The 21,016-nt window shown below is 56.9% G+C and carries 21 protein-coding genes; 8 read left to right on the forward strand and 13 right to left on the reverse strand.

The annotated features are described in order from the left end of the window. Positions 1-4 precede the first annotated feature (4 nt). Both gapA and AC3EMD_RS15980 read left to right on the forward strand, forming a co-directional pair. Positions 5-1,000, forward strand: coding sequence for a glyceraldehyde-3-phosphate dehydrogenase (gene gapA / locus AC3EMD_RS15975; protein WP_008807628.1), 996 nt, complete (start codon positions 5-7; stop codon positions 998-1,000). 74 nt (positions 1,001-1,074) lie between these two features. Then, positions 1,075-1,959: a D-hexose-6-phosphate mutarotase gene (locus tag AC3EMD_RS15980; RefSeq protein ID WP_008807629.1), complete on the forward strand. Its 885-nt coding sequence runs from the start codon at positions 1,075-1,077 to the stop codon at positions 1,957-1,959. Between the two features lie 55 nt (positions 1,960-2,014). Here AC3EMD_RS15980 and AC3EMD_RS15985 read toward each other — a convergent pair whose 3' ends face one another. Together AC3EMD_RS15985 and AC3EMD_RS15990 are read right to left on the reverse strand one after the other, a co-directional pair. Then, positions 2,015-2,866, reverse strand: coding sequence for an aldo/keto reductase (locus tag AC3EMD_RS15985; RefSeq protein WP_373657733.1), 852 nt, complete (start codon positions 2,864-2,866; stop codon positions 2,015-2,017). Between the two features lie 94 nt (positions 2,867-2,960). Next, positions 2,961-3,707: a MipA/OmpV family protein gene (locus tag AC3EMD_RS15990; protein ID WP_008807631.1), complete on the reverse strand. Its 747-nt coding sequence runs from the start codon at positions 3,705-3,707 to the stop codon at positions 2,961-2,963. A gap of 416 nt (positions 3,708-4,123) precedes the next feature. On the opposite strand from AC3EMD_RS15990, the gene yeaG reads away from it, so the two are divergent. Both yeaG and AC3EMD_RS16000 read left to right on the forward strand, forming a co-directional pair. Further along, positions 4,124-6,058, forward strand: coding sequence for a protein kinase YeaG (gene yeaG / locus AC3EMD_RS15995; protein WP_008807632.1), 1,935 nt, complete (start codon positions 4,124-4,126; stop codon positions 6,056-6,058). A gap of 85 nt (positions 6,059-6,143) precedes the next feature. Continuing rightward, on the forward strand, positions 6,144-7,427 hold the full coding sequence (locus AC3EMD_RS16000; protein WP_012968476.1) for a YeaH/YhbH family protein: 1,284 nt from the start codon (positions 6,144-6,146) through the stop codon (positions 7,425-7,427). Positions 7,428-7,472: 45 nt separating this feature from the next. Here AC3EMD_RS16000 and AC3EMD_RS16005 read toward each other — a convergent pair whose 3' ends face one another. Then, on the reverse strand, positions 7,473-8,036 hold the full coding sequence (locus tag AC3EMD_RS16005) for a hypothetical protein (RefSeq protein WP_302073590.1): 564 nt from the start codon (positions 8,034-8,036) through the stop codon (positions 7,473-7,475). A gap of 158 nt (positions 8,037-8,194) precedes the next feature. Here AC3EMD_RS16005 and AC3EMD_RS16010 point away from each other — a divergent pair, with 158 nt between their 5' ends. Further along, positions 8,195-8,677 (forward strand): glutathione peroxidase, encoded by a 483-nt coding sequence (locus AC3EMD_RS16010; RefSeq protein WP_012968477.1) that lies wholly within the window; start codon positions 8,195-8,197, stop codon positions 8,675-8,677. A 121-nt stretch (positions 8,678-8,798) separates the two neighbouring features. Here AC3EMD_RS16010 and AC3EMD_RS16015 read toward each other — a convergent pair whose 3' ends face one another. After that, positions 8,799-9,110 (reverse strand): hypothetical protein, encoded by a 312-nt coding sequence (locus AC3EMD_RS16015; protein WP_012968478.1) that lies wholly within the window; start codon positions 9,108-9,110, stop codon positions 8,799-8,801. 105 nt (positions 9,111-9,215) lie between these two features. After that, the gene (locus AC3EMD_RS16020) at positions 9,216-10,103 is read right to left on the reverse strand and encodes a LysR family transcriptional regulator (RefSeq protein ID WP_012542101.1); all 888 of its coding nucleotides are present in this window, start codon (positions 10,101-10,103) and stop codon (positions 9,216-9,218) included. A 97-nt stretch (positions 10,104-10,200) separates the two neighbouring features. Between AC3EMD_RS16020 and AC3EMD_RS16025 the strand changes: the two genes are divergently transcribed. Further along, entirely contained in the window at positions 10,201-11,253 is a 1,053-nt protein-coding gene (locus AC3EMD_RS16025; RefSeq protein WP_008807638.1) for an SDR family oxidoreductase, read from the forward strand. Positions 11,254-11,262: 9 nt separating this feature from the next. On the opposite strand, the gene AC3EMD_RS16030 is transcribed toward AC3EMD_RS16025, so the two are convergent. Next, positions 11,263-12,144 (reverse strand): LysR family transcriptional regulator, encoded by an 882-nt coding sequence (locus tag AC3EMD_RS16030; protein ID WP_032739609.1) that lies wholly within the window; start codon positions 12,142-12,144, stop codon positions 11,263-11,265. A gap of 175 nt (positions 12,145-12,319) precedes the next feature. Here AC3EMD_RS16030 and AC3EMD_RS16035 point away from each other — a divergent pair, with 175 nt between their 5' ends. Beyond that, complete coding sequence (locus AC3EMD_RS16035) at positions 12,320-13,510, forward strand: MFS transporter (protein ID WP_302073591.1); 1,191 nt, start codon at positions 12,320-12,322, stop codon at positions 13,508-13,510. Here the strand turns inward: AC3EMD_RS16035 and AC3EMD_RS16040 are convergent. The 7 genes from AC3EMD_RS16040 to AC3EMD_RS16070 all read right to left on the reverse strand — a co-directional run bounded on the left by AC3EMD_RS16040 (position 13,507) and on the right by AC3EMD_RS16070 (position 19,723). Beyond that, positions 13,507-14,523, reverse strand: coding sequence for a C45 family autoproteolytic acyltransferase/hydrolase (locus AC3EMD_RS16040; RefSeq protein ID WP_115188734.1), 1,017 nt, complete (start codon positions 14,521-14,523; stop codon positions 13,507-13,509). The two genes, AC3EMD_RS16035 and AC3EMD_RS16040, sit on opposite strands and share 4 nt — an antisense overlap. Before the next feature lie 21 nt (positions 14,524-14,544). Then, the gene (gene glnQ / locus AC3EMD_RS16045) at positions 14,545-15,267 is read right to left on the reverse strand and encodes a glutamine ABC transporter ATP-binding protein GlnQ (protein ID WP_012542105.1); all 723 of its coding nucleotides are present in this window, start codon (positions 15,265-15,267) and stop codon (positions 14,545-14,547) included. Positions 15,268-15,269: 2 nt separating this feature from the next. Further along, positions 15,270-15,926, reverse strand: coding sequence for a glutamine ABC transporter permease GlnP (gene glnP / locus AC3EMD_RS16050; RefSeq protein WP_302074191.1), 657 nt, complete (start codon positions 15,924-15,926; stop codon positions 15,270-15,272). Positions 15,927-15,977: 51 nt separating this feature from the next. Next, positions 15,978-16,730: a glutamine ABC transporter substrate-binding protein GlnH gene (gene glnH / locus AC3EMD_RS16055; protein ID WP_104459004.1), complete on the reverse strand. Its 753-nt coding sequence runs from the start codon at positions 16,728-16,730 to the stop codon at positions 15,978-15,980. A gap of 127 nt (positions 16,731-16,857) precedes the next feature. Continuing rightward, positions 16,858-17,412 (reverse strand): carboxymuconolactone decarboxylase family protein, encoded by a 555-nt coding sequence (locus tag AC3EMD_RS16060; protein WP_012968484.1) that lies wholly within the window; start codon positions 17,410-17,412, stop codon positions 16,858-16,860. Further along, positions 17,409-18,737, reverse strand: coding sequence for an aspartate aminotransferase family protein (locus tag AC3EMD_RS16065; protein ID WP_110222873.1), 1,329 nt, complete (start codon positions 18,735-18,737; stop codon positions 17,409-17,411). Before AC3EMD_RS16065 ends, AC3EMD_RS16060 begins: the two co-directional genes overlap by 4 nt. A gap of 128 nt (positions 18,738-18,865) precedes the next feature. Further along, complete coding sequence (locus tag AC3EMD_RS16070; RefSeq protein ID WP_008807647.1) at positions 18,866-19,723, reverse strand: MurR/RpiR family transcriptional regulator; 858 nt, start codon at positions 19,721-19,723, stop codon at positions 18,866-18,868. A gap of 226 nt (positions 19,724-19,949) precedes the next feature. Here AC3EMD_RS16070 and AC3EMD_RS16075 point away from each other — a divergent pair, with 226 nt between their 5' ends. Continuing rightward, a complete protein-coding gene (locus tag AC3EMD_RS16075; protein ID WP_302074192.1) occupies positions 19,950-20,957 on the forward strand; it encodes an AraC family transcriptional regulator in 1,008 nt (335 codons plus the stop codon). Positions 20,958-21,016 lie beyond the last annotated feature (59 nt).

Consider the following 21,016-nt stretch of genomic DNA (forward strand, 5'->3'; position numbering starts at 1 on the left):
ATATATGACTATCAAAGTAGGTATCAACGGTTTTGGCCGTATCGGTCGCATTGTTTTCCGTGCTGCTCAGAAACGTTCTGACATCGAGATCGTTGCAATCAACGACCTGTTAGACGCAGAGTACATGGCTTACATGCTGAAGTATGACTCCACTCACGGTCGTTTCGACGGTACCGTTGAAGTGAAAGACGGTCATCTGGTCGTTAACGGTAAAAAAATCCGTGTTACCGCTGAACGTGACCCGGCTAACCTGAAGTGGGACGAAGTTGGTGTTGACGTTGTTGCTGAAGCAACCGGTATCTTCCTGACCGACGAAACCGCTCGTAAACACATCACCGCTGGCGCGAAAAAAGTCGTTCTGACTGGCCCGTCCAAAGACAACACCCCGATGTTCGTTCGCGGCGCTAACTTCGAAACTTACGCTGGCCAGGACATCGTTTCCAACGCTTCCTGCACCACCAACTGCCTGGCACCGCTGGCTAAAGTTATCAACGACAACTTCGGTATCGTTGAAGGCCTGATGACCACCGTCCACGCGACCACCGCGACTCAGAAAACCGTTGATGGCCCGTCTCACAAAGACTGGCGCGGCGGCCGCGGCGCAGCTCAGAACATCATCCCGTCCTCTACCGGTGCTGCTAAAGCAGTAGGTAAAGTACTGCCAGAACTGAACGGCAAACTGACCGGTATGGCGTTCCGCGTTCCGACTCCGAACGTATCCGTTGTTGACCTGACCGTTCGTCTGGAAAAAGCAGCGTCCTACGAAGAAATCAAGAAAGCCATCAAAGCCGCTTCTGAAGGCGCAATGAAAGGCGTTCTGGGTTACACCGAAGACGACGTTGTTTCTACCGACTTCAACGGCGAAGTTTGCACTTCCGTGTTCGATGCTAAAGCAGGTATCGCACTGAACGACAACTTCGTGAAACTGGTTTCCTGGTACGACAACGAAACTGGCTACTCCAACAAAGTTCTGGACCTGATTGCTCACATCTCCAAATAAGTTGAGATGAAAAAGTAATCTGTAAGAGCGACTTCGGTCGCTCTTTTTTTTGTCTGCAGAGATAGGATTGCACAATGATAAATAAAATTTTTGCTCTCCCGGTGAATGAAACCATTTCTCCCGTGATCTCCCGTCGCCAGCTGGACGACCTGGAGCTGATTGTCATCGACCATCCGCAGGTGAAAGCCTCTGTGGCGCTGCAGGGAGCGCACCTGCTCTCCTGGAAACCCGCCGGTGAAGAAGAAGTCCTGTGGCTGAGCAACAACACCCCATTTAAACAGGGCGTCGCCCTGCGCGGCGGCGTGCCGATTTGCTGGCCCTGGTTTGGCCCTTCCGCGCAGCAGGGTCTGCCGTCGCACGGCTTTGCCCGCAATCTGCCATGGACCCTGGAAGGTCATGACGAAGACGACAGCGGCGTCATGTTGACCTTTGCGCTCCAGCACAGCGCCGAAACCATGAAGCTCTGGCCGCACGAATTCACCCTCTATGCCCGCTTTAAGCTGGGCAAAACCTGCGAAATCGAGCTGGAAGCCCACGGTGAATTCGAGACCACCTCTGCCCTGCATACCTACTTCAACGTCGGCGATATCGCAGCGGTGAAAGTGAGTGGTCTTGGCGAGCGCTATATCGATAAAGTGAAGAATGCCGAAGAAGGCGTCCTGAGCAACGGCGTGCAGACCTTCCCGGACCGCACCGACCGCGTCTACCTCAACGCCGACAGCTGCAGCGTGATCCATGACGATGCGCTTAACCGCACTATCGACGTCGTGCACCATCATCAGCACAACGTGGTGGCCTGGAACCCGGGCCCGGCGCTGTCCGTCAGCATGGGCGACATGCCGGACGATGGTTACAAAACCTTCGTTTGCGTCGAAACCTGCTGCGTGACCCAGCCGCAGAAAGCCAGCGAAGAGACCCCCTCTCGCCTGGCGCAGACCATCAGCCTGAAAAAACGCTAACAGCAAAAAGCCCCGCTCCCAACGGGGCTTTTTTTTCCGCTGGCTGAGGTGCTGATTAAACCATATCCAGCCGGGTTTTTCGCTGCGGTGGTGGATAGAGGCGATCCAGCTGCGCGAGCTCTTCCGCACTGAGGACGATATCGAGCGCGGCAGCATTCTGCACCACATGCTCAATACTGGCCGCTTTCGGGATCGCCAGCACTCCCGGATGACGAATCACCCAGGCGAGCAGCAGCTGCGCGACTGTCACCCCCCGCGCGTTAGCCATATTAATGATATCGGTATGCTGAAAAAGTCCATCGCGTAAGCGCCCCGCCTGCGCCAGCGGGCAGTAGGCCATCACCGGCAGAGTGTGCTGCTGGCACCAGGGCAGGAGATCGTATTCAATGCCCCGCGATGCGAGATGATAGAGCACCTGGTTGGTCGCGCAGCGTTCGCCACCCGCCGTCCGCCACAGCGCCTGCATATCGTCGGTGTCCAGATTAGAGACGCCCCAGCGGCGGATCTTGCCCTCGGCCACCAGCCTCTCCATCGCCTCGACCGTCTCCTGCAGCGGGATATCCCCGCGCCAGTGCAGGAGATACATATCGAGATAGTCGGTCTGCAGCCGGCGCAGGCTGTTTTCACAGGCGCGGCGCATCGCCGTTCCGCCGGCGTGCCAGGGATAGACTTTGGACACCAGCACCACGCGATCGCGCAGGCCACGGATCGCCTGCCCGACGACCTCTTCCGCCCCACCGTCGGCATACATTTCCGCCGTATCGATCACCGTCAGTCCGTGGTCGATGCCCGCGCGCAGTGCAGCCACTTCCTGCGGACGCTGGGCGCTGTTTTCGCCCATAAACCACGTGCCCAGCCCGATGGCCGGAACCGCCGCCTGCTCGCCAAAGCGTACTGTTTTTTTCACCGTCTCCTCCTCTTTAGCTTTCTGCACCACCATAAAGCAAAACAGGGCGTGAAGCCCTGTTTTGATGCATAAAGCACACTGTAATGATGCACAATCAGAAGGTGTAGGTAATCCCGGTTGAGATCAGGCCGCTCCAGGATTTGTCCACCATCGGGCTGTCGGTAATTTCATCCGACAGACGGGTATAGCGTGCAATGCCGTATACGCTCCAGTCGCCGAGGAAGCGATAGTTAGCCGACAGCTCCAGATACGGGTTCCAGCTGCTGTCCGGATCGTAGCTGCGCATGCCGCTGCGACGGGACTCATGCTGCGAGACACCATAGTAGTATTCGTTCTGATTGTCGCTGTTCCACTCCACGCCAATGCCCGGCGTCAGCGTCAGGTTACCATTGGTGTAGCGGTACAGCCAGGCGAGATCCCAGTTGATACCATTACTGTTATCCAGCGTATCGCCTGCAATCGTCGTGCGCAGGAAACCATAGGGCGTGTTGTGGACATAAGACAGACCGGCCATCACGGTCGATTTACGTTTATCCAGTTGACGCATTTGCGCGCTGTCGCTGTCGCCCGGCTTGAAGTACATCGGCGACCAGTAGGCCGTTATTGACAGCTTATCGTTGGTGTCGTTCCACAGGTAGTAGCCCCCGCCCAGACCGTGGAACCAGAAGTTATCGCTCTCATAACTAATGACCGGCACCGGGTAGACATCCGCATCATATTGCTTATACGGATGCTCGACGATGCCTACGCCAGCCCCAAGAGTGAACTTCCCGTCGGCATGCGCCGCGCTGGCGGACGTCGCAATCAGCACGCCGAGTGCCAGAAGTTTGATTTTAGTCACAATCCATATTCCCGTTGTCAAATTATCAGCCCGTGCAGTTTACCGTCGTAGGCCTCATGCCTCAAATTCTTTACCCGACATGACACAAATCGTTCACTTTCCCACCCTTCTCTTACCATGAGGTGACAGCCCGGTGACAGCTTCGCGTCCTGGCGTGTCAAAAAGCGTCATTTTCAGGATGAGTTATTGATATGTCATTGAAATTGATTTTCTGCGGCATGCAAGATTTCTAAATGCATCTACGCTTAAATTTAGAAGGTGTAATTGCAGGGCACATTCACGCTACTCCACCCGCAACCTGGCATAAGGGTTGCTGGATATCTGGAGAGCGACGTTCAGCTTATGTCTTCCGGGGGCCCCCACTACTCATATGAACGGCTCTCAACCTGTGCTAAAAAACGAAAGGACGGCATGCCATGAATATATTCGATCACTATCGCCAGCGCTATGAAGCTGCCAAGGACGAAGAGTTCACACTGCAGGAGTTTCTTACCATCTGCCGGCAAGATCGCAGTGCCTATGCCAATGCGGCAGAACGTCTGTTGATGGCCATTGGTGAACCCGTCATGGTTGATACGGCTCTCGAGCCGCGGCTATCCCGTCTCTTTTCAAACCGGGTCATCGCACGCTATCCGGCCTTTGAAGAGTTTTACGGTATGGAAGACGCCATTGAGCAGATCGTTTCCTATCTCAAGCATGCCGCCCAGGGGCTGGAAGAGAAGAAACAGATCCTCTATCTGCTGGGACCGGTGGGCGGTGGTAAATCGTCGCTGGCTGAACGGCTGAAAGCGTTGATGCAGCGCGTGCCCATCTATGTGCTGAGCGCCAACGGCGAGCGTAGCCCGGTCAACGATCACCCGCTGTGCCTGTTTAATCCGCAGGAGGATGCCCAGATCCTTCAGAAAGAGTATGGCGTGCCCACCCGCTACCTCGGCACCATCATGTCGCCGTGGGCGGCCAAGCGCCTGCACGAGTTTGGCGGCGATATTACTAAATTCCGCGTGGTCAAAGTCTGGCCATCGATTCTTGAGCAGGTCGCCATCGCCAAAACCGAACCCGGTGATGAAAACAACCAGGATATTTCGGCGCTGGTGGGTAAAGTGGATATCCGTAAACTGGAACACTATGCGCAAAACGACCCGGACGCTTATGGCTACTCCGGTGCGTTGTGCCGTGCCAACCAGGGGATTATGGAATTCGTCGAGATGTTTAAAGCGCCGATTAAGGTGCTACATCCGCTGCTGACCGCCACCCAGGAAGGGAACTACAACGGGACCGAAGGGATCTCTGCCCTGCCGTTTAACGGGATAATCCTCGCCCACTCCAACGAATCGGAATGGGTGACCTTCCGTAATAACAAGAACAATGAGGCCTTCCTCGACCGCGTCTATATCGTCAAGGTGCCTTATTGCCTGCGTATCTCCGAAGAGATCCGCATCTATGAAAAATTGCTCAACAGCAGCGAGCTGACCCACGCGCCGTGCGCCCCGGGCACCCTGGAAACGTTGGCGCGCTTCTCGATTCTGTCGCGCCTGAAAGAGCCGGAAAACTCAAGCATCTACTCGAAGATGCGGGTCTATGATGGCGAAAGCCTGAAAGATACCGACCCGAAAGCGAAATCCTATCAGGAGTATCGCGATTACGCCGGGGTGGATGAAGGGATGAACGGGCTCTCCACCCGTTTTGCCTTTAAGATCCTGTCACGGGTGTTTAACTTCGACCATGTCGAGGTGGCCGCCAACCCGGTGCATCTGTTCTATGTCCTGGAGCAGCAGATTGAGCGCGAACAGTTCCCACAGGAGAACGCCGAGCGCTACCTGGAGTTCCTCAAAGGCTATCTGATCCCGAAATACGCCGAGTTTATCGGCAAAGAGATCCAGACCGCTTATCTGGAATCCTACTCCGAGTACGGGCAGAACATTTTCGATCGCTATGTCACCTACGCCGACTTCTGGATCCAGGATCAGGAGTATCGCGATCCGGATACCGGTCAGCTGTTTGACCGTGAGTCGTTGAATGCTGAGCTGGAGAAAATTGAGAAGCCGGCCGGGATCAGCAACCCGAAAGACTTCCGTAACGAAATCGTCAACTTTGTGCTGCGCGCCAGAGCCAACAACAGCGGACGTAATCCGAACTGGACCAGCTACGAGAAACTGCGCACGGTTATCGAGAAGAAAATGTTCTCTAATACCGAGGAGCTGTTGCCGGTCATTTCGTTTAATGCCAAAACATCAACCGATGAGCAGAAAAAACACGACGACTTTGTCGACCGCATGATGGAAAAAGGCTACACCCGCAAACAGGTTCGCCTGCTCTGCGAGTGGTACCTGCGGGTTCGTAAATCGTCCTGATGCGTCAAGCCCGGCGGCACGCCGCCGGGTCAACTGCAGCTGAATGATGATAAGCAAAGTTGGCTAATGCAGTACAGGAGGGCATATGACCTGGTTCATAGACCGACGCCTGAACGGGAAAAACAAAAGCGCCGTCAATCGCCAGCGCTTTTTGCGCCGTTATAAGGCGCAGATTAAACAGTCGATTTCCGAGGCTATCAACAAGCGCTCGGTGACCGATATTGAGAGCGGAGAATCCGTCTCGATCCCGACGGACGATATCAACGAGCCGATGTTTCATCAGGGTCGCGGCGGCCTGCGCAACCGCGTCCACCCGGGCAACGATCATTTTGTGCAAAACGACCGGATTGAGCGCCCGCAGGGAGGTGGCGGCGGCGGTGGCGGCGGTCAGGGGCAAGCCAGCGCCGACGGCGAAGGGAAGGATGAGTTTGTCTTCCAGATTTCGAAAGATGAGTACCTGGATCTGTTATTTGAAGATCTCGCCCTGCCGAACCTGAAGAAGAATCAGCACCGGCAGTTGAACGAGTTTAAAACCCATCGCGCGGGCTTTACCTCGAATGGGGTGCCAGCCAACATCAGCGTGGTGCGTTCGCTGCAGAACTCGCTGGCCCGGCGTACGGCGATGACCGCTGGCAAGCGCCGTGAACTGCGCGCCCTGGAGGAGGATCTGGAGACCATCAGCCGCAGCGAACCGGTGCAGCTGCTGGAGGAGGAACGCCTGCGCAAAGAGATTGCTGAGCTGCGCGCCAAAATTGAACGGGTGCCGTTTATCGACACCTTTGACTTGCGCTACAAAAATTATGAAAAACGGCCGGAGCCCTCCAGCCAGGCAGTGATGTTCTGCCTGATGGACGTCTCAGGCTCGATGGACCAGGCCACCAAAGACATGGCCAAGCGCTTTTATATCCTGCTGTATCTGTTCCTCAGCCGGACCTATAAAAACGTCGATGTGGTCTATATCCGCCACCATACCCAGGCAAAAGAGGTGGATGAACACGAATTTTTCTATTCTCAGGAAACCGGCGGCACCATCGTCTCCAGCGCCCTGAAGCTGATGGATGAAGTGGTGCAGGCCCGTTATGACCCGGCGCAGTGGAACATCTACGCCGCCCAGGCGTCGGATGGCGACAACTGGGCCGATGACTCCCCGCTGTGCCACGAACTGCTGGCGAAGAAAATTCTGCCGGTGGTGCGTTATTACAGCTACATCGAAATTACCCGCCGGGCGCATCAAACCCTGTGGCGTGAGTATGAACATCTGCAGGCGACCTTTGATAATTTCGCCATGCAGCATATCCGCGACCAGGAAGATATCTACCCGGTATTCCGCGAACTGTTTCACAAGCAGTCATCTAAAAGTGAAGCTTAATTAAATACTCAGCCAGTGAGTCGAGTGACTTGCTGGCTGTTTTCCTCAGACACAAGGCCCGATGGCACATCCATACATCATGTAAAATGGAAACAACGGGGCCATGGCGACGGCGCCAAGCGAGCTAATCGTTTTGGTCTTATCATTGATTGATACCACAACGGGGTGCGCTAACTGGTAGGCGGCGGCCAGATCTGACGCGTCCGATGCAGTCCAAAATCCTGTCGCTTTAAACAACACCCCGAGGCGATCGTTATCAATTTGCACCGCATGATACTGATTCACCAGCTCGCTATGCTGCCCGGCATCCAGTTTGCGCTGATCCATCACCACCAGATATTCCGCCGTCACCTCATGTTGTTCCACGACAAAGTTAACCCGCACGCCGGAAGCCAGTTGATGAAAGCGTTCATAAAAGGTCTTATAACGCTGATATTCCTGAGGCACACCGTCACGGACAAAGCGGTAACTGTATTTCGCTGAGCTGGCGACAATACCGGACTCTGTGGGTTTCATCGCCACAATGGTATCCCGAGGCGGCAAGTTTGGCGTGCTGGTACATCCTGCGAGTATCGCTACCACCACCAGCGATAAGACATATTTCATCATTTTCAGCCGTTCCTGTTTGCGATTTTCTCTATGACATCTGGCGTTTTTTTAACACTCCAGGTACAAATCCCTAACCCTGTGTATCATAACTGCCTAATCTGCTTCAAACATTCGCGCGATCGTCAGCGTTGAACTGTTTCTACTCTCAGGAGCCTGCTATGACCCCTTTTTATCAATTGACGGCTACCCGCCTGCGCGGCCAGCCCCTCTCAATGTCTGACTATGCTGGCAAGGTGGTTCTGGTGGTGAATACGGCCAGCCATTGTGGCTTCACACCGCAATACGCTGGCCTGGAAGCGCTCTACAAAAAGTACGCGGCTCAGGGGCTGGTAGTGCTTGGTTTCCCGTGCAACCAGTTTGGTAAGCAGGAACCCGGCGGTGCGGATGAAATCGAGCAGACCTGTCACGTTAACTACGGCGTGAGCTTCCCGATGTTTGAGAAAGTGGACGTCAACGGCCCCGCCGCACACCCGCTGTTTCGTTATCTGAAACAAGCGTTGCCCGGCGTGCTCGGCGGACGGATCAAGTGGAATTTCACCAAGTTCCTCATCGCTCGCGACGGCACACCCCTCGCGCGTTTTGCGCCGTTGACGACGCCGGAGAAAATGGAGGCCTCCATTGTCGCGGCCCTCACGCGCTGAGTGTTCCCGTCATGCCATGTTCACCCAGCGGCGGCTGGCTGCCCATACAAGGTAGACGTCGCTCTCACGCGGCCAGCAACCGTCTGTTGCTGGCCGATCTTACACCTGCCCGGTCATCAGCCTACAGTGGCGACACGGCCTCAACTTCATGCTGAAACACGTAGGGGTCGGAGAGGAGTTCGAATGCGTCGTCGTCCGGATAAGTGACCGCGACGTGATAGTCTTCGCCTGCGAAGGCTTTGACCGCCGCAAGATCCTGCCAGTAGGTGGCGAGAAAAAAATGCGCCCATTCGCCCTGGTTTTCCTGGCGCACCAGCGCGCCTCTGTTACCGGGGATACCCCGGGCGTGATCCACGCCGGTCTGCTCAAGGTGGCGGGCAAACCCCTCGGCATGTTGCAATGGCACACAGCCGTGCCAGGTCCTGACAATCATTTGCGTTCTCCTGTGGTGATAAACGTCTCACCTTAACATCAGAAACCACCTGCAGGGGAGCGGCACGATACCGCGCACGGTTCTGAATGGGGGAGCGCCTTACCCTCAGCTCCCCACAGCGAGCTCAGGCAGTCGCGCCTCAATCAAGGCGATCACGCTTCTGACCCGCGGCGGAATAAAACGGGCATCGGGATAGACGGCATACAGGAAACGGTCCGGTAATCGCCAGTCAGCCAGGATCGGCACCAGCCTTCCAGCCCTGAGTGCCCTGGCCGCCAGCGGTCGCTGCATCCCTCCGATGCCGATACCGGATTCCAGCGCCTGCAACAGCGCATCGCTGGTGTTGGCCCGAAAAACGGTCTTAACCTGCACGTCTCTCGTCTCGTCTGCGGAAATTATCCGCAGCGGAGCATCAAGCGGGATGCCGCTAAACCGAACGTGTGGATACTCCGCCAGGTCGTCCACGGACTGAACGGCGTAATGACCTGGTGCCGCAAAGAGCGCCGTTTCAATCCGCGCCAGAACCCGCGCAGCATGGGATGGCGGCGGCTCATGGCCGAGACGCAGCGCCACATCCACCCCTTCGGTAACCAGATCGGCGATCCGATCGTCGAGCGACAGCATCAGGTGCAGTTCAGGATACTGTTTCTGCAGCGCCAGCAGATGCGGCAGCAGAAGACTGCCGAGACCGCTTGGCAGTTGGACATGCACTCGTCCCTGAAACTGAGGCTCCGCCGGGTTGAGCCGCCTTTCCGCCTCCTGCATGGCGTTCAGCACCCGCTGCATATCACGCCGGTAATGCACCCCCTGCTCGGTAAGCATCATGGCCCGCGTCGTACGATGGAGTAACACCACGCCAAGCTCCTGTTCGAGCGCGGCGATCTGCTGACTGACGGCAGATTGCTTCATCCCGAGCTGCCGGGCGGCTGCGGAAAATGAGCCGGCTTCGGCAACGCGCAGAAAGGTGGCGATGGCGGTGAGCTTATTATTCATTTCATGATTCTGCTGATAAGTGTCATCCGTTTCATGGGATAGGTGGCAAAAAAATAATCTAGCACACTGTGTCGGTCACCTTCCCAGGAGAAACACCATGAACAAGACATCCTCTCAGGTCGCACTGGTCGCTGGCAGCAGCGGCATCGTTGGCCGCCAGTTGGTCAACACCCTGTTACATCGTGGATGGGAGGTTATCGGCCTCAGCCACCGCGCCCTGTCGCAACCGGGGGCGATCCCGATGATTCACGTCGATTTACGCGATGCCCGGCACAGTGCGCAAGCGCTCCAGCCGCTGTCCACCGTGACCCACATTTTTTACAGTGCCTGGATGAATGCCGGAAACTGGAGCGAGATGGTGGAGCCGAACGTTACCATGCTGCGTAATCTGGTCAGCCACGTCGAACAAAACGCCCCGCTGCAGGCGGTCAGCCTGATGCAGGGGTATAAAGTGTATGGCGCCCATCTTGGCCCCTTTAAAACCCCGGCGCGGGAAAGCGACCCCGGCGTACCCGGGGCTGAATTTAACGCCGCTCAACTTGCGTGGCTCCGCCACTTTCAACAAGGCAAAACCTGGCACTGGAGCGCTATCAGGCCCGGCGTGGTGGGCAGCCCGGTGCCGGGTAATGCCATGAATCTTGCGTTGAGCATCGCGCTGTATGCGTCACTGTGCAAAGCCCTGGGTTTACCGCTGCGCTTTCCCGGCACGTTAACCACCTGGCACAGCATTGTCGATCATACTGACGCCGACCTGCTGGCGGAGGCCACGCTGTGGGCCGCCACCTCACCGGCGGGGGAAAACGAGGCCTTCAACGTCAATAATGGTGATATCTGGCGCTGGTGCGAGCTGTGGCCGCGCATCGCGCAGTGGTTTGAACTGGAATGCGCCCCGCCCGTCAGGCTCTCATTTCATCAGCTATTCAATGACTACCGTGCCGTCTGGCGCGAGCTGGCCGGAGAGCGGCTGGTGGAAGCGGACATTCTGCGTCTGAGCGACGGTCAGTTTGCCGATTTCGTGTTCGGCTGGCAGTACGATATGTTTGGCGATGGCAGTAAACTGCGCCGGGCTGGCTTCCAGCGGATGCAGGCCACAGACGAGATGTTTTTCAGCCTGTTTTCGCAGCTGAGAACGGCGCGGGTGATCCCCTGAGCGTTAGCGTCAGGGCAACGCCAGCCGGTCTTGATGGTCCGCAAAGAGGGTGATGAGATGGTCGGCGATAACCCGCACGCGTCTGGACCCGGCCAGGTCGGAATGCATCACTAACCATAACGTCTGATCCGCGCCGATCTCCGGCTGCAGGCACTGCAGCCCGTTGGCCCGCGCCATAAAGTGCGGCAGGACGCCCAGCCCAAGCCCCGCTGATACCGCGGAAACCTGGGCCACGAGCGTATTGGCTTCGACTTTACACGGTCGCCCTCGCAGGGTGCGCGTGATCCATTGGGCGGCCGGCAGGTGCTGGTGAGTCTCCGGCCACCCCACAAAGTCCGCCTCGCTCAGCGACAGGCCGTCCGCACCGGCCAGATAGCTGGCGGCGCCATAGACGCCAAACCCCACCGTCCCCAGCCGCTTTAAGGTCAAATGCCCGGCGTCAGGCTTGACCATGCGGATCGCCAGATCGGCATCCCGACGATGCAGGTTCACCGGCTGCACGCCGCTCAGCACCTCCACCCGCAGGTCAGGATAGTGGTCCAGGAGCCCTTTCAGGGAGGGCAGAATAAAGTGCGTGGCCAGGTTATCCGAGGTAGCCAGGCGGACAACTCCGGCGACATGCCCCTGCAGTTGCGCCGCCTCGCCGAACGCCAGGCCTGCGTATTCCAGCGCCTCCGCCCGCGCGAGCAGGGCTTCGCCATCGTCGGTCAGGCGATAGCCGCTCTGATGGCGGCTGAAAAGCGGGACTTTCAGCGACTGTTCCAGCCGATCCAGCCTGCGGGACACCGTGGCAATCCCCATGTTCATCTTGTCGGCGGCGCCGCTTAGCGTTCCCGCCCGGGCGATGGCGAGGAATATGCGCGCATCATCCCAGTTAAACTCTGCTGTCATCTACTTTCCAATTATGGAAAACGGCTCTCCGTTTTCTGCTCTTTTTTATCGTTTTCGCAGGGATGATACTGCACGCCACTCGCGGAGACAAACTGGCCATCCGATCGCCGGTTCTCTCCTCACCTGAACGTCCGTGCACCATGCGCGGCTTCCCTATTCTTAGGATACGCCTGACATGAAAGAGATTGCTTTACCCCTTAACCCAACCCCGACGCGCGTCTGGATAGCCGTCATTGCGCTCGGGATCTGCGCCTTTTCGATCGTCACCAGCGAACTGGCGCCGGTGGGCATGCTCAGCGCCCTGGCGGCGGATTTTCACCAGACGGAATCCGGTATGGGGCTTGCCGTCACCGCCTACGGCTGGGTGGGCGCCCTGGCGGCCCTGCTTTCCGGCGCGATGCCGGCGCGTATTTCACGCAAGGCGCTGCTGGTCGGGCTGATGCTGACCCTGGCGCTTTCCTGCCTCGCCGCGACCCGGTCTTATTCCATGTTCGCCCTGATGAGCGCCCGCATGATTGGCGCCCTGGCGCATGGCGCCTTCTGGGCCTTAATTGGCATCGTCGCCGCGCAGCTGGTCCCGCCGCACCGGCTGGGGCTGGCTACGGCAATCATTTTTGGCGGCGTGTCGGCGGCAAGCGTAGTGGGGGTACCGCTGGCGAGCTTTATCGCCACCCTGGCGGGCTGGCGACACGCGTTTTTGGCGGTGGCCCTGCTGTCACTGGCCGCAGCGGCAGTGCTATGCTCGACGCTGCCCGCGCTGGCCGCGTCCCCCCCCGTCAGGCTGGGTGTTTATCGCAATATCTTCCGCAATCCGCTGCTCTGCGGCCTGTATGGCGCCACGGCCTGCATCATTACCGCTCACTTTGCCGCCTTCACCTATGTTGAACCGCTGCTGATAACACTGCAGGGAGTACCGGCAACTGCCCTCTCCGGCCTGCTGCTGTTGTCAGGGGTTTCCGGGCTGGTGGGTAACGTTATCGCGGGTAAGCTTATCGACCGTCATCTGAAGGGGCTGATTTTTGCTTCACTGCTGCTGAGCGGAGGCGCGCTGGCGCTCCTCGGCACCGGACGGCTTGCGCCCCTGCCTTTCTGTTTTAGCGGGCTGCTGTTAGCCCTGTGGGGCGCCGGTATCGCGATCGTGTTCGTCGGCTTACAGACCTGGCTGCTGCGCAGCGCAGGCGCGGTCGCCCAGCCGGCGTCAGCCATTTACGTGGCTATTTTTAATGCCGCCATCGGCACCGGGGCGCTTGTCGGCGGCCAGCTGATCGCCACTGCGGGCTTGTCAGGCATGGTGTGGCTGGCGGCGGGGATCATGGCGTGCAGTACGCTGCTGATCGCCCTGCTGAAAACGCCCTCAGCCGGCTAAAGGCTGCCCTGCAAAACCGCGTTTTCACGATCCAGGGTGAAGACCTGCCATGCGACCCGGGTCGCGCTCAGGGTAAAAATGGCCGTCGCCAGCGTATTTTCGTCATCCGGATCTTCCGCAGACAGCCGGTAAATCGGTAACAGCGGATCCTGCTGGTCGGAGAGCATCGCTTTCGCTGTTACCCCATCCAGCGACGGGTTCGTCGCCAGCCACGCGTCCAGGCGCTGCTGGCGTGAGCCGGAGCTCCCGGTCACGATCTGTTCAATGGTCTCAAGCTGGGGATGGATCAGATGGTTGGCATGCCCAAAGGTGGCGGTCAGCTGGCGCACTGAGCTGCCGGAGCCGGTAGCTTCCACGCTAAACAGACGGCTATCGCCCATTTGACCCAGTGTGTGGTGAAACGCGCCCGCGCGCGGTGTCGCGGTCAGCAGGGTAATGGCCTCATCTAACGTGGTGGCATTCAGCGATGCGCGGGCCAGTATCTGGCGCGGCATCCCCTCCGGACGATGCACAGCACGAATATTGTTGACCGTATTGACTATCCCTTTCTCATTCACCGCGAAGGTGTGCCCGCACAGGGAGCCGGGGTAGGCGAAGCTGGTGAAGGCGAGGCCCACATCCGGTGTCACGTGGACGATGGCGCAGTCACCGCGCAGCTGCGGGAAACCGTCTTCGTTGTGCGCAATAATTAACTCGCCCTCAGCGCTTATCCCCGCCAGGGTAGTGCAGCCATCCGACGTCGAACGCACCAGATCGCCGCGACAGTTCCAGGCAAACACCTCATCCACCGGCGCCTGCAGCCCCTCCGCCATGCCCTCCAGCTCCTGCCAGATCTGCGGCCACTGAGCCTGGACGGCTGCGCGCATGCGCTGGGTTTGTTCCGCCGTTTTCATGGCGGTTACAGTTTGCCACAGCGCTGTTTGCCTGATTTTAGTATGCCAGGCCTCACGACCAAACGCGCCAAGCTGCTGACCGACCGCATAGGCGGAACCACGGATTGCGATTGTTTTCATATTGTCATCATTCACTTATGTTCAGGATACGTGTTGCAAAAACTCTTGCAGACGCGGATTGCTGCTGGCAGTGAGCAGCACCTCAGGTGAACCATCTTCGGCAATGGTGCCGCCATCAATAAAGATCAACCGGGAAGCCACCTCTCTGGCAAAGCCAATCTCATGGGTCACAATCACCATCGTCATGCCCTCTTCGGCCAGCGAGCGCATGACCTTTAACACCTCATGCCGCAGTTCGGGATCGAGGGCGGATGTTGGCTCATCAAATAACATCATTTTGGGTTTTACCGCCAGGGCACGAGCTATCGCCACGCGCTGCTGCTGTCCCCCCGAGAGCTCTGCCGGATAGTGGTTAGCGCGTTCGCGCAGACCCACGCGGTCCAGCAACGCCAGCGCCTGCTCCCGCGCCGCGGCCTTACTCTGCTTACGCACGCGAACCGGACCAAACATGACATTCTCAAGGGCGGTCAGATGCGGAAATAAATGAAACTGTTGAAACACCATACCGGCTTCGCGGCGAATATCACACTCATTCGCGTGCGGATCCGTAATATGCATGCCCGCCACCAGCAGCGTTCCCGAAGAGATCTCCTCCAGCTTGTTAATGCAGCGCAACAGGGTCGATTTTCCCGAGCCGGACGGGCCAATGATCACCACCACCTCGCCCGCTTCAATCTTTAAATTGATATCGTGCAGCACCTGAGTGGCGCCGAAGTTTTTCGCTACCGCGCTAAATTCAACCATGCTCATAAAATATGGATCCTTTTCTCAAGTTGTTTCAGCAGGAAGCTCAGGCACAATGTCAAAAACAGATAAATCATCGCCACCGCCGTCCACACCTCCAGCGCCCGAAAGTTACCGGCAATAATCTCTTGTCCCTGGCGGGTTAATTCTGCCACGCCAATCACAATAAAGAGCGAGGTATCTTTTATACTGATAATCCACTGATTGCCTAATGCCGGGATCATTCGCCGAAAAGCCAGCGGCATAATGACATGTAATAGGGTGCTGCGTGGCGATAACCCCATCGCCAGGCTGGCTTCTTTAAAACCTTTATTGATCGACAGAATCGCGCCCCGGGTGATCTCCGCTATATAAGCGCCGGAGTTAATCACAATGGTGATAATAGCGGCAGGAACCGGGTCAATACGCACCGGCAACACCATCGGCAGGGCGAAGTAGATAAACATCACCTGCACCATGATCGGCGTTCCACGGATTAATTCCACAAACACCAGCGATACCGTTTTTGATATTGTTCCGCCTAATGCGCGGCAGGTTCCCGCCAGCAAGCCAATGATTAACCCACCTAACAAACCGGACAAAGAGATAATCAGCGTCAGCTGCAAGCCCTGCATCAGCTGCGGTAAAGCATCCCAAATATAGCGACTGTCAAAATTCATCATTCTACCCGTCAAGAAGAAATGAGGTCGGATCGCTCCGACCTGGCAGGGTTATTTCGGCTGTTTAGCAAACCACTTTACGTAAATCTTGTCGTAGGTACCATCGGCACGCAGGGCCTGCAGAGCCTGGTTCACTTTTGGCGTCAGGCTGCTGTTTTTCTGCATCGCAAAGCCATATTGCTGTGGCAGAATGCTGTCCGTCTCACCGGTGGATTTGACCTTGCCATTACCCGCCGTCTTCACGTAGTAAAGGACATTTGGCGAATCGTGAACGACGGCATCGAGATTGCCGGCCTGCAGATCAAGGTACGCGTTATCGATGTTCGGGAACTCGATATAATTCGCTTTATATTTGCTTTTCATAAAGCTGGCCGCCGCCGTCCCCTGCTTAAGGCCAACTTTTTTTCCGGTCAAATCACTGAATTTGGCAATGGAATTATCAGTACTTTTCACGGCTATTAACAGGTCGGCATTATAATACCCATCACTGAAATCCACGACCTGTTTACGCGCATCGGTAATGGTTATGCCGGCCATCGCCACGTCCAGATTGCGCGACTGTAGTCCGGGGATGAGGCCGCCGAAATCCATCGGCCTTAATTCGTAGCTGATATGCATTTTCTTTGCGATAGCGTCCCACAAATCGATATCAAAGCCGACATATTTATCACCTTGTTTAAATTCAAAAGGGACAAAGGCGGTATCCACGCCCACCGTTATTTTGTCCTGGGCTGTTGTCACAAAACTGGCAGAACAAATAACCAAAGCCAGCGTCAGTTTTAATTTATTAAATAGTCCAGTCATAATTACCCTCAGCGTCAATGAAATGGCATGCAACGAATATCAGCCTGCGATATATATCGCCGGAAGAACCAATAACAACACTTGATATGCAGGGCGCATTATTATGCGCCCGAATGAAAAGGCTAACTTATTCAGAAAATAGAGAGTCGGTGGTATCCGGTACGGGCGTCTGGGCGCTGTTCATCACCATGGAGAGAAAACTGTAATAACCGTTTATCCCAATCAGATCCACTACGCCCTTCTCACCCCATAAATCAACGGCTTGTTGCCAGGTGCTATCACTCACCTTTTGCTGTTGATGCAGTTGCTGACAGAAGTCATAGATCACCTGCTCATCGGGCCGGAGATCGTCTGGCGGGCGCCGTTGCTTAATCGCCCGCACCGCCGCGGCAGAGATGCCCTTCTCACGTGCTATTGGCGCATGGATCGCCCACTCTACCGGCTGTGACCAGTGCCGTGCGGTCAGCAAAATCGCCAGTTCAGAAAGACGCTGACCCAGCGCGCTGCGATAACGTAAATACTCCCCCATACGCTGGGCATGCGCCATCAGCTCGGGACTACGCAGCAGCGGCTCAAAAGGCGGCAGTAAGGCGCCGCGCGGCCCATTGATGATCTCTTCCGCTAACTGACGTTGCCGCTCGTCCCATTCCTGTTCCGCCAGGGGCGGTAAACGATTGATCATAATTTTCCCGTCTCTTCGCGGATCACGCTGTTCAGCGTATCGACCACAAAGTCGATCTGCGCCGGGGTGATGATAAACGGCGGCGCGATCAGGATGTGATCGCCATACTGACCATCGATCGTGCCGCCCATGGGGTAGACCATCAACCCACGCGCCATACAATTTGCTTTGATCGCAGCATGCAGCTTCAGGGCAGGATCGAACGGGGTTTTGTTGTCTTTATCGCGCACCAGCTCGACGCCGGCAAACAGGCCGCGTCCGCGCGTATCGCCGACATGCGGTAACTCACCCAGCACCTCGCGCAGGGCCTGTTGCAGATAGGCGCCCTGCTGTTTGACGGCAGCCAGTAAATTATCGCGCGCAATCACCTGCTGCACCGCCAGCGCTGCCGACGCGGCGGTAGCATGACAAATGTAAGTGTGGCCATGCTGGAACAACCCGCTGCCCGCCTTCAGCGCGGAAACAATGGCCTCACTCGCCAGTACCGCCCCAATCGGCTGATAACCCCCGCCGAGTCCCTTGGCGATGGTTACTAAATCAGGCACCACGTCGTCTTGTTCAAACGCGTGCAGCGTCCCGGTACGCCCCATACCGCACATCACCTCATCGGCGATATACAGGATGCCGTATTTATCGCACAGGCGGCGCACCCCCTTCAGATAGCCCGGCGTCGGCGGCGTGGCCCCCGTCGTCGCCCCCACCACGGTTTCCGCACAGAAACCGATAATCGTTTCCGGGCCGGCCTCAAGAATGGCTTGCTCCAGCTCATTAAGCAGACGTTCGGTATACTGTTGCTGGGTCTCGTCAGCCCGGCGATCGCGGTACTCATTGCAGGCTGAGACGCGGATAACATCCATTAATAAGGGGGCAAACTGGCGACGGCGCCATTCGTTACCGCCCACCGCCAGCGCGCCCAGCGTATTGCCGTGATAGCTCTGTTTACGGGCGATAAATCGGGTGCGCGATGGCTGGCCGATCTCCACAAAGTACTGCCGCGCCATCTTCAGCGCCGTCTCTATTGCTTCGGATCCGCCCGAGACAAAGTAGGCATAGTTAAGCTCGCCGGGCGCCGTGCGGGTGAGATGTTCGGCCAGCTGTTCCACGACATCACTGGTAAAAAAACTGGTATGCGCATAGGCCAGCTGATCGATCTGGCGGTGCATCGCCGCCAGCACATCAGGGTGTGCGTGTCCGAGGCAGGAAACCGCCGCCCCGCCGCAGGCATCAAGATACGGCTTTCCCTGGGCATCAAAGATATAGGCCCCCTGGGCACGTGAGGCCACGATCGGCGTGCTACGCAGGCTGCGGTGAATGACATGACTCATACTGGGTTCTGCTCCTGAATCCGCTACATTAATTGAGCGTATCTTGCAGGATCCATTTGGATCACGTCAACGAAATAAAGATATAAATGCATCCATAATTCTTATACCAGATACATTTGAATCATTTATCAGGATTTACCGGGGATCACATAGACGCCAGAATCGATAAGATAGCGTTCGGCACTTTCAATTTTACTCACCGCCTCCCGGCCGTGGCGCACCACCAGCATCGCCAGTAAACACTCCGCCAGCCCCATGCCGGAGACCACGGAAGGGAAAAATGACGGACTGTCGATGGAAAACAGCAGCGTGCAGTCTGCCGCCTGCGCTAAGGGGGAAACCGGCGAGTCGGTAATGGCGAGGATCTTCGCCCCTGCCTGCCGGGCTGCCCGTAAAACATCCAGTGATTCGCGTGAATAGGGCGCAAAGCTGGTGAGTAAGACGCAATCCCGGTTGGTCAGTTCGCGGGTGAAAACTTCGATATTGCTGGCCAGGCCATCGATTAACGATACCTGCCGGTTGAACAGTCGATAGACATAAAACAGCGACCACGCGATTGGAAAGCTGGCGCGGAATCCGCAGATATAGACATTCTCCGCGCTATCGAGCAAGGTCACCGCCTGCTCCATCTCCTGCGCATTTTCGTTTTGCGTAAAGGTCAGATTCGCCTGATGCGCCTGAAAAACCTCTTTATACAGCTGCGTTTGCGTGCCGCGGGCCATCATTTTTTCCGCTTTTGATACGTACGTATCATTGCGCAGCCCCAGGTCGTCAATGAAATCGCTTTTCAGCTCGCTCCAGCCGCGGTAACCCAGCCGCTGCGCCAGACGCAGCAGCGTCGCCGGTTTTACCCCGGCTTCCGCCGCGAAGGCACGCATCGATAACACCACCAGTTGGCTGGCATTTTGCAGTGAGAACTCGGCGGCGCGTTGCAGCTCGGGCGACAACCCGCCGAATTCATTAATGATTTTTTCCCTGAGATTCATGGCAGCTACTTACTGGTTTTAAGTGAAAGCTATCTAATCATATTTGAGATCAAGACTCTATAGGTGGCTAACCACCCCGCGGGTCACATCCGTTCCCCCTTCTCATTGCTGGCGTGCTTTACTTCAAATATGGCGCAAGAGGAATGTCACTGGCGGGTGGGAAAAGGTATGCTCTTATCAGGGGGCGTTGCACATCAAAGCCCTGTTCACTGCTGGAAATTTCACCATGGCACGCAACCGCACTTTTTCTCTCAATCTCCGTTGGCGAGCGCTGCTCAAAGACGCAGGGATGGAGCCTGAACATCTCCTCCGCCAGGCCGGTTTGCCGGACGACACCTTTTCAGACATCAATCGCGGTCTGACTACCGATGAGTATCTGCGTTTCTGGCGCGTGCTGGAAAAAGAAAGCGACGATCAGGCCTTTCCTTTGCCCTTTGTAGAAAGGGTCTCTGCGGAAGTGTTTGATCCCTCGCTGTTCGCCGCCTTGTGTAGTACCCACATGATGCAGGCGGTCCAGCGGCTGGCCAAGTATAAACTGCTTATTGCCCCCATGGTGCTGGAGACGATGGTCGTGCAGAACGGCACGCTGACAGTGTCTCCGCGCTGGCTGGGAGCAACAGAAATCCCTGCCTCTCTGGAAGTGGCAGAGCTGGCATTTTTACTTCGTCTGAACCGACTGGCCACCCGCGAACCGGTTCAGGCCGTGAAAGTAACGCTCTCACAGCCCCTCACCCGCCAGCAGACCCACCACTTTTCAGCCTTCTTCGGCACGACCATACAGCATGGAAAGCGGGCGACCATCAGCTTTGCCGCCGCTGATGCCCTGCGGCCCTTTTTGACGGTGAACGAGGGTATGTGGCAGGTCTTTGAGCCGGAGCTGCAGCGTCGTCTCAGCCAGCTTAGCGATCAGGCCTCAACGGCTGAACGTGTTCATGCAGTTCTGCTGGAGCTTCTGCCGGGCAACGACGCCTCTATCGACAATACGGCGCAACGTCTGGGAATGAGCAAACGCACCCTGCAGCGCAGGCTGGAGCAGGAGGGAGAGAATTATCGCGCCCTTGTTCACGCTTGCCGCGAAGCGCTGGCTCGCCACTATCTTCTCAATACCACGCTTTCCGGTTATGAGATCGCCTTTCTGCTCGGTTTTGAAGATCCGAATTCCTTCTATCGGGCTTTTATGGCGTGGACCGGCCAGACGCCAGAAACCCTCAGAGACATGATGCGCCTCAACTAAGCGCGCGTCATGGCGCGCTTTGCCAGTATTGTGGCGTACCGTGCCAGCGACACCGCGCC

Source organism: Klebsiella sp. PK18 (genome assembly GCF_057784655.1).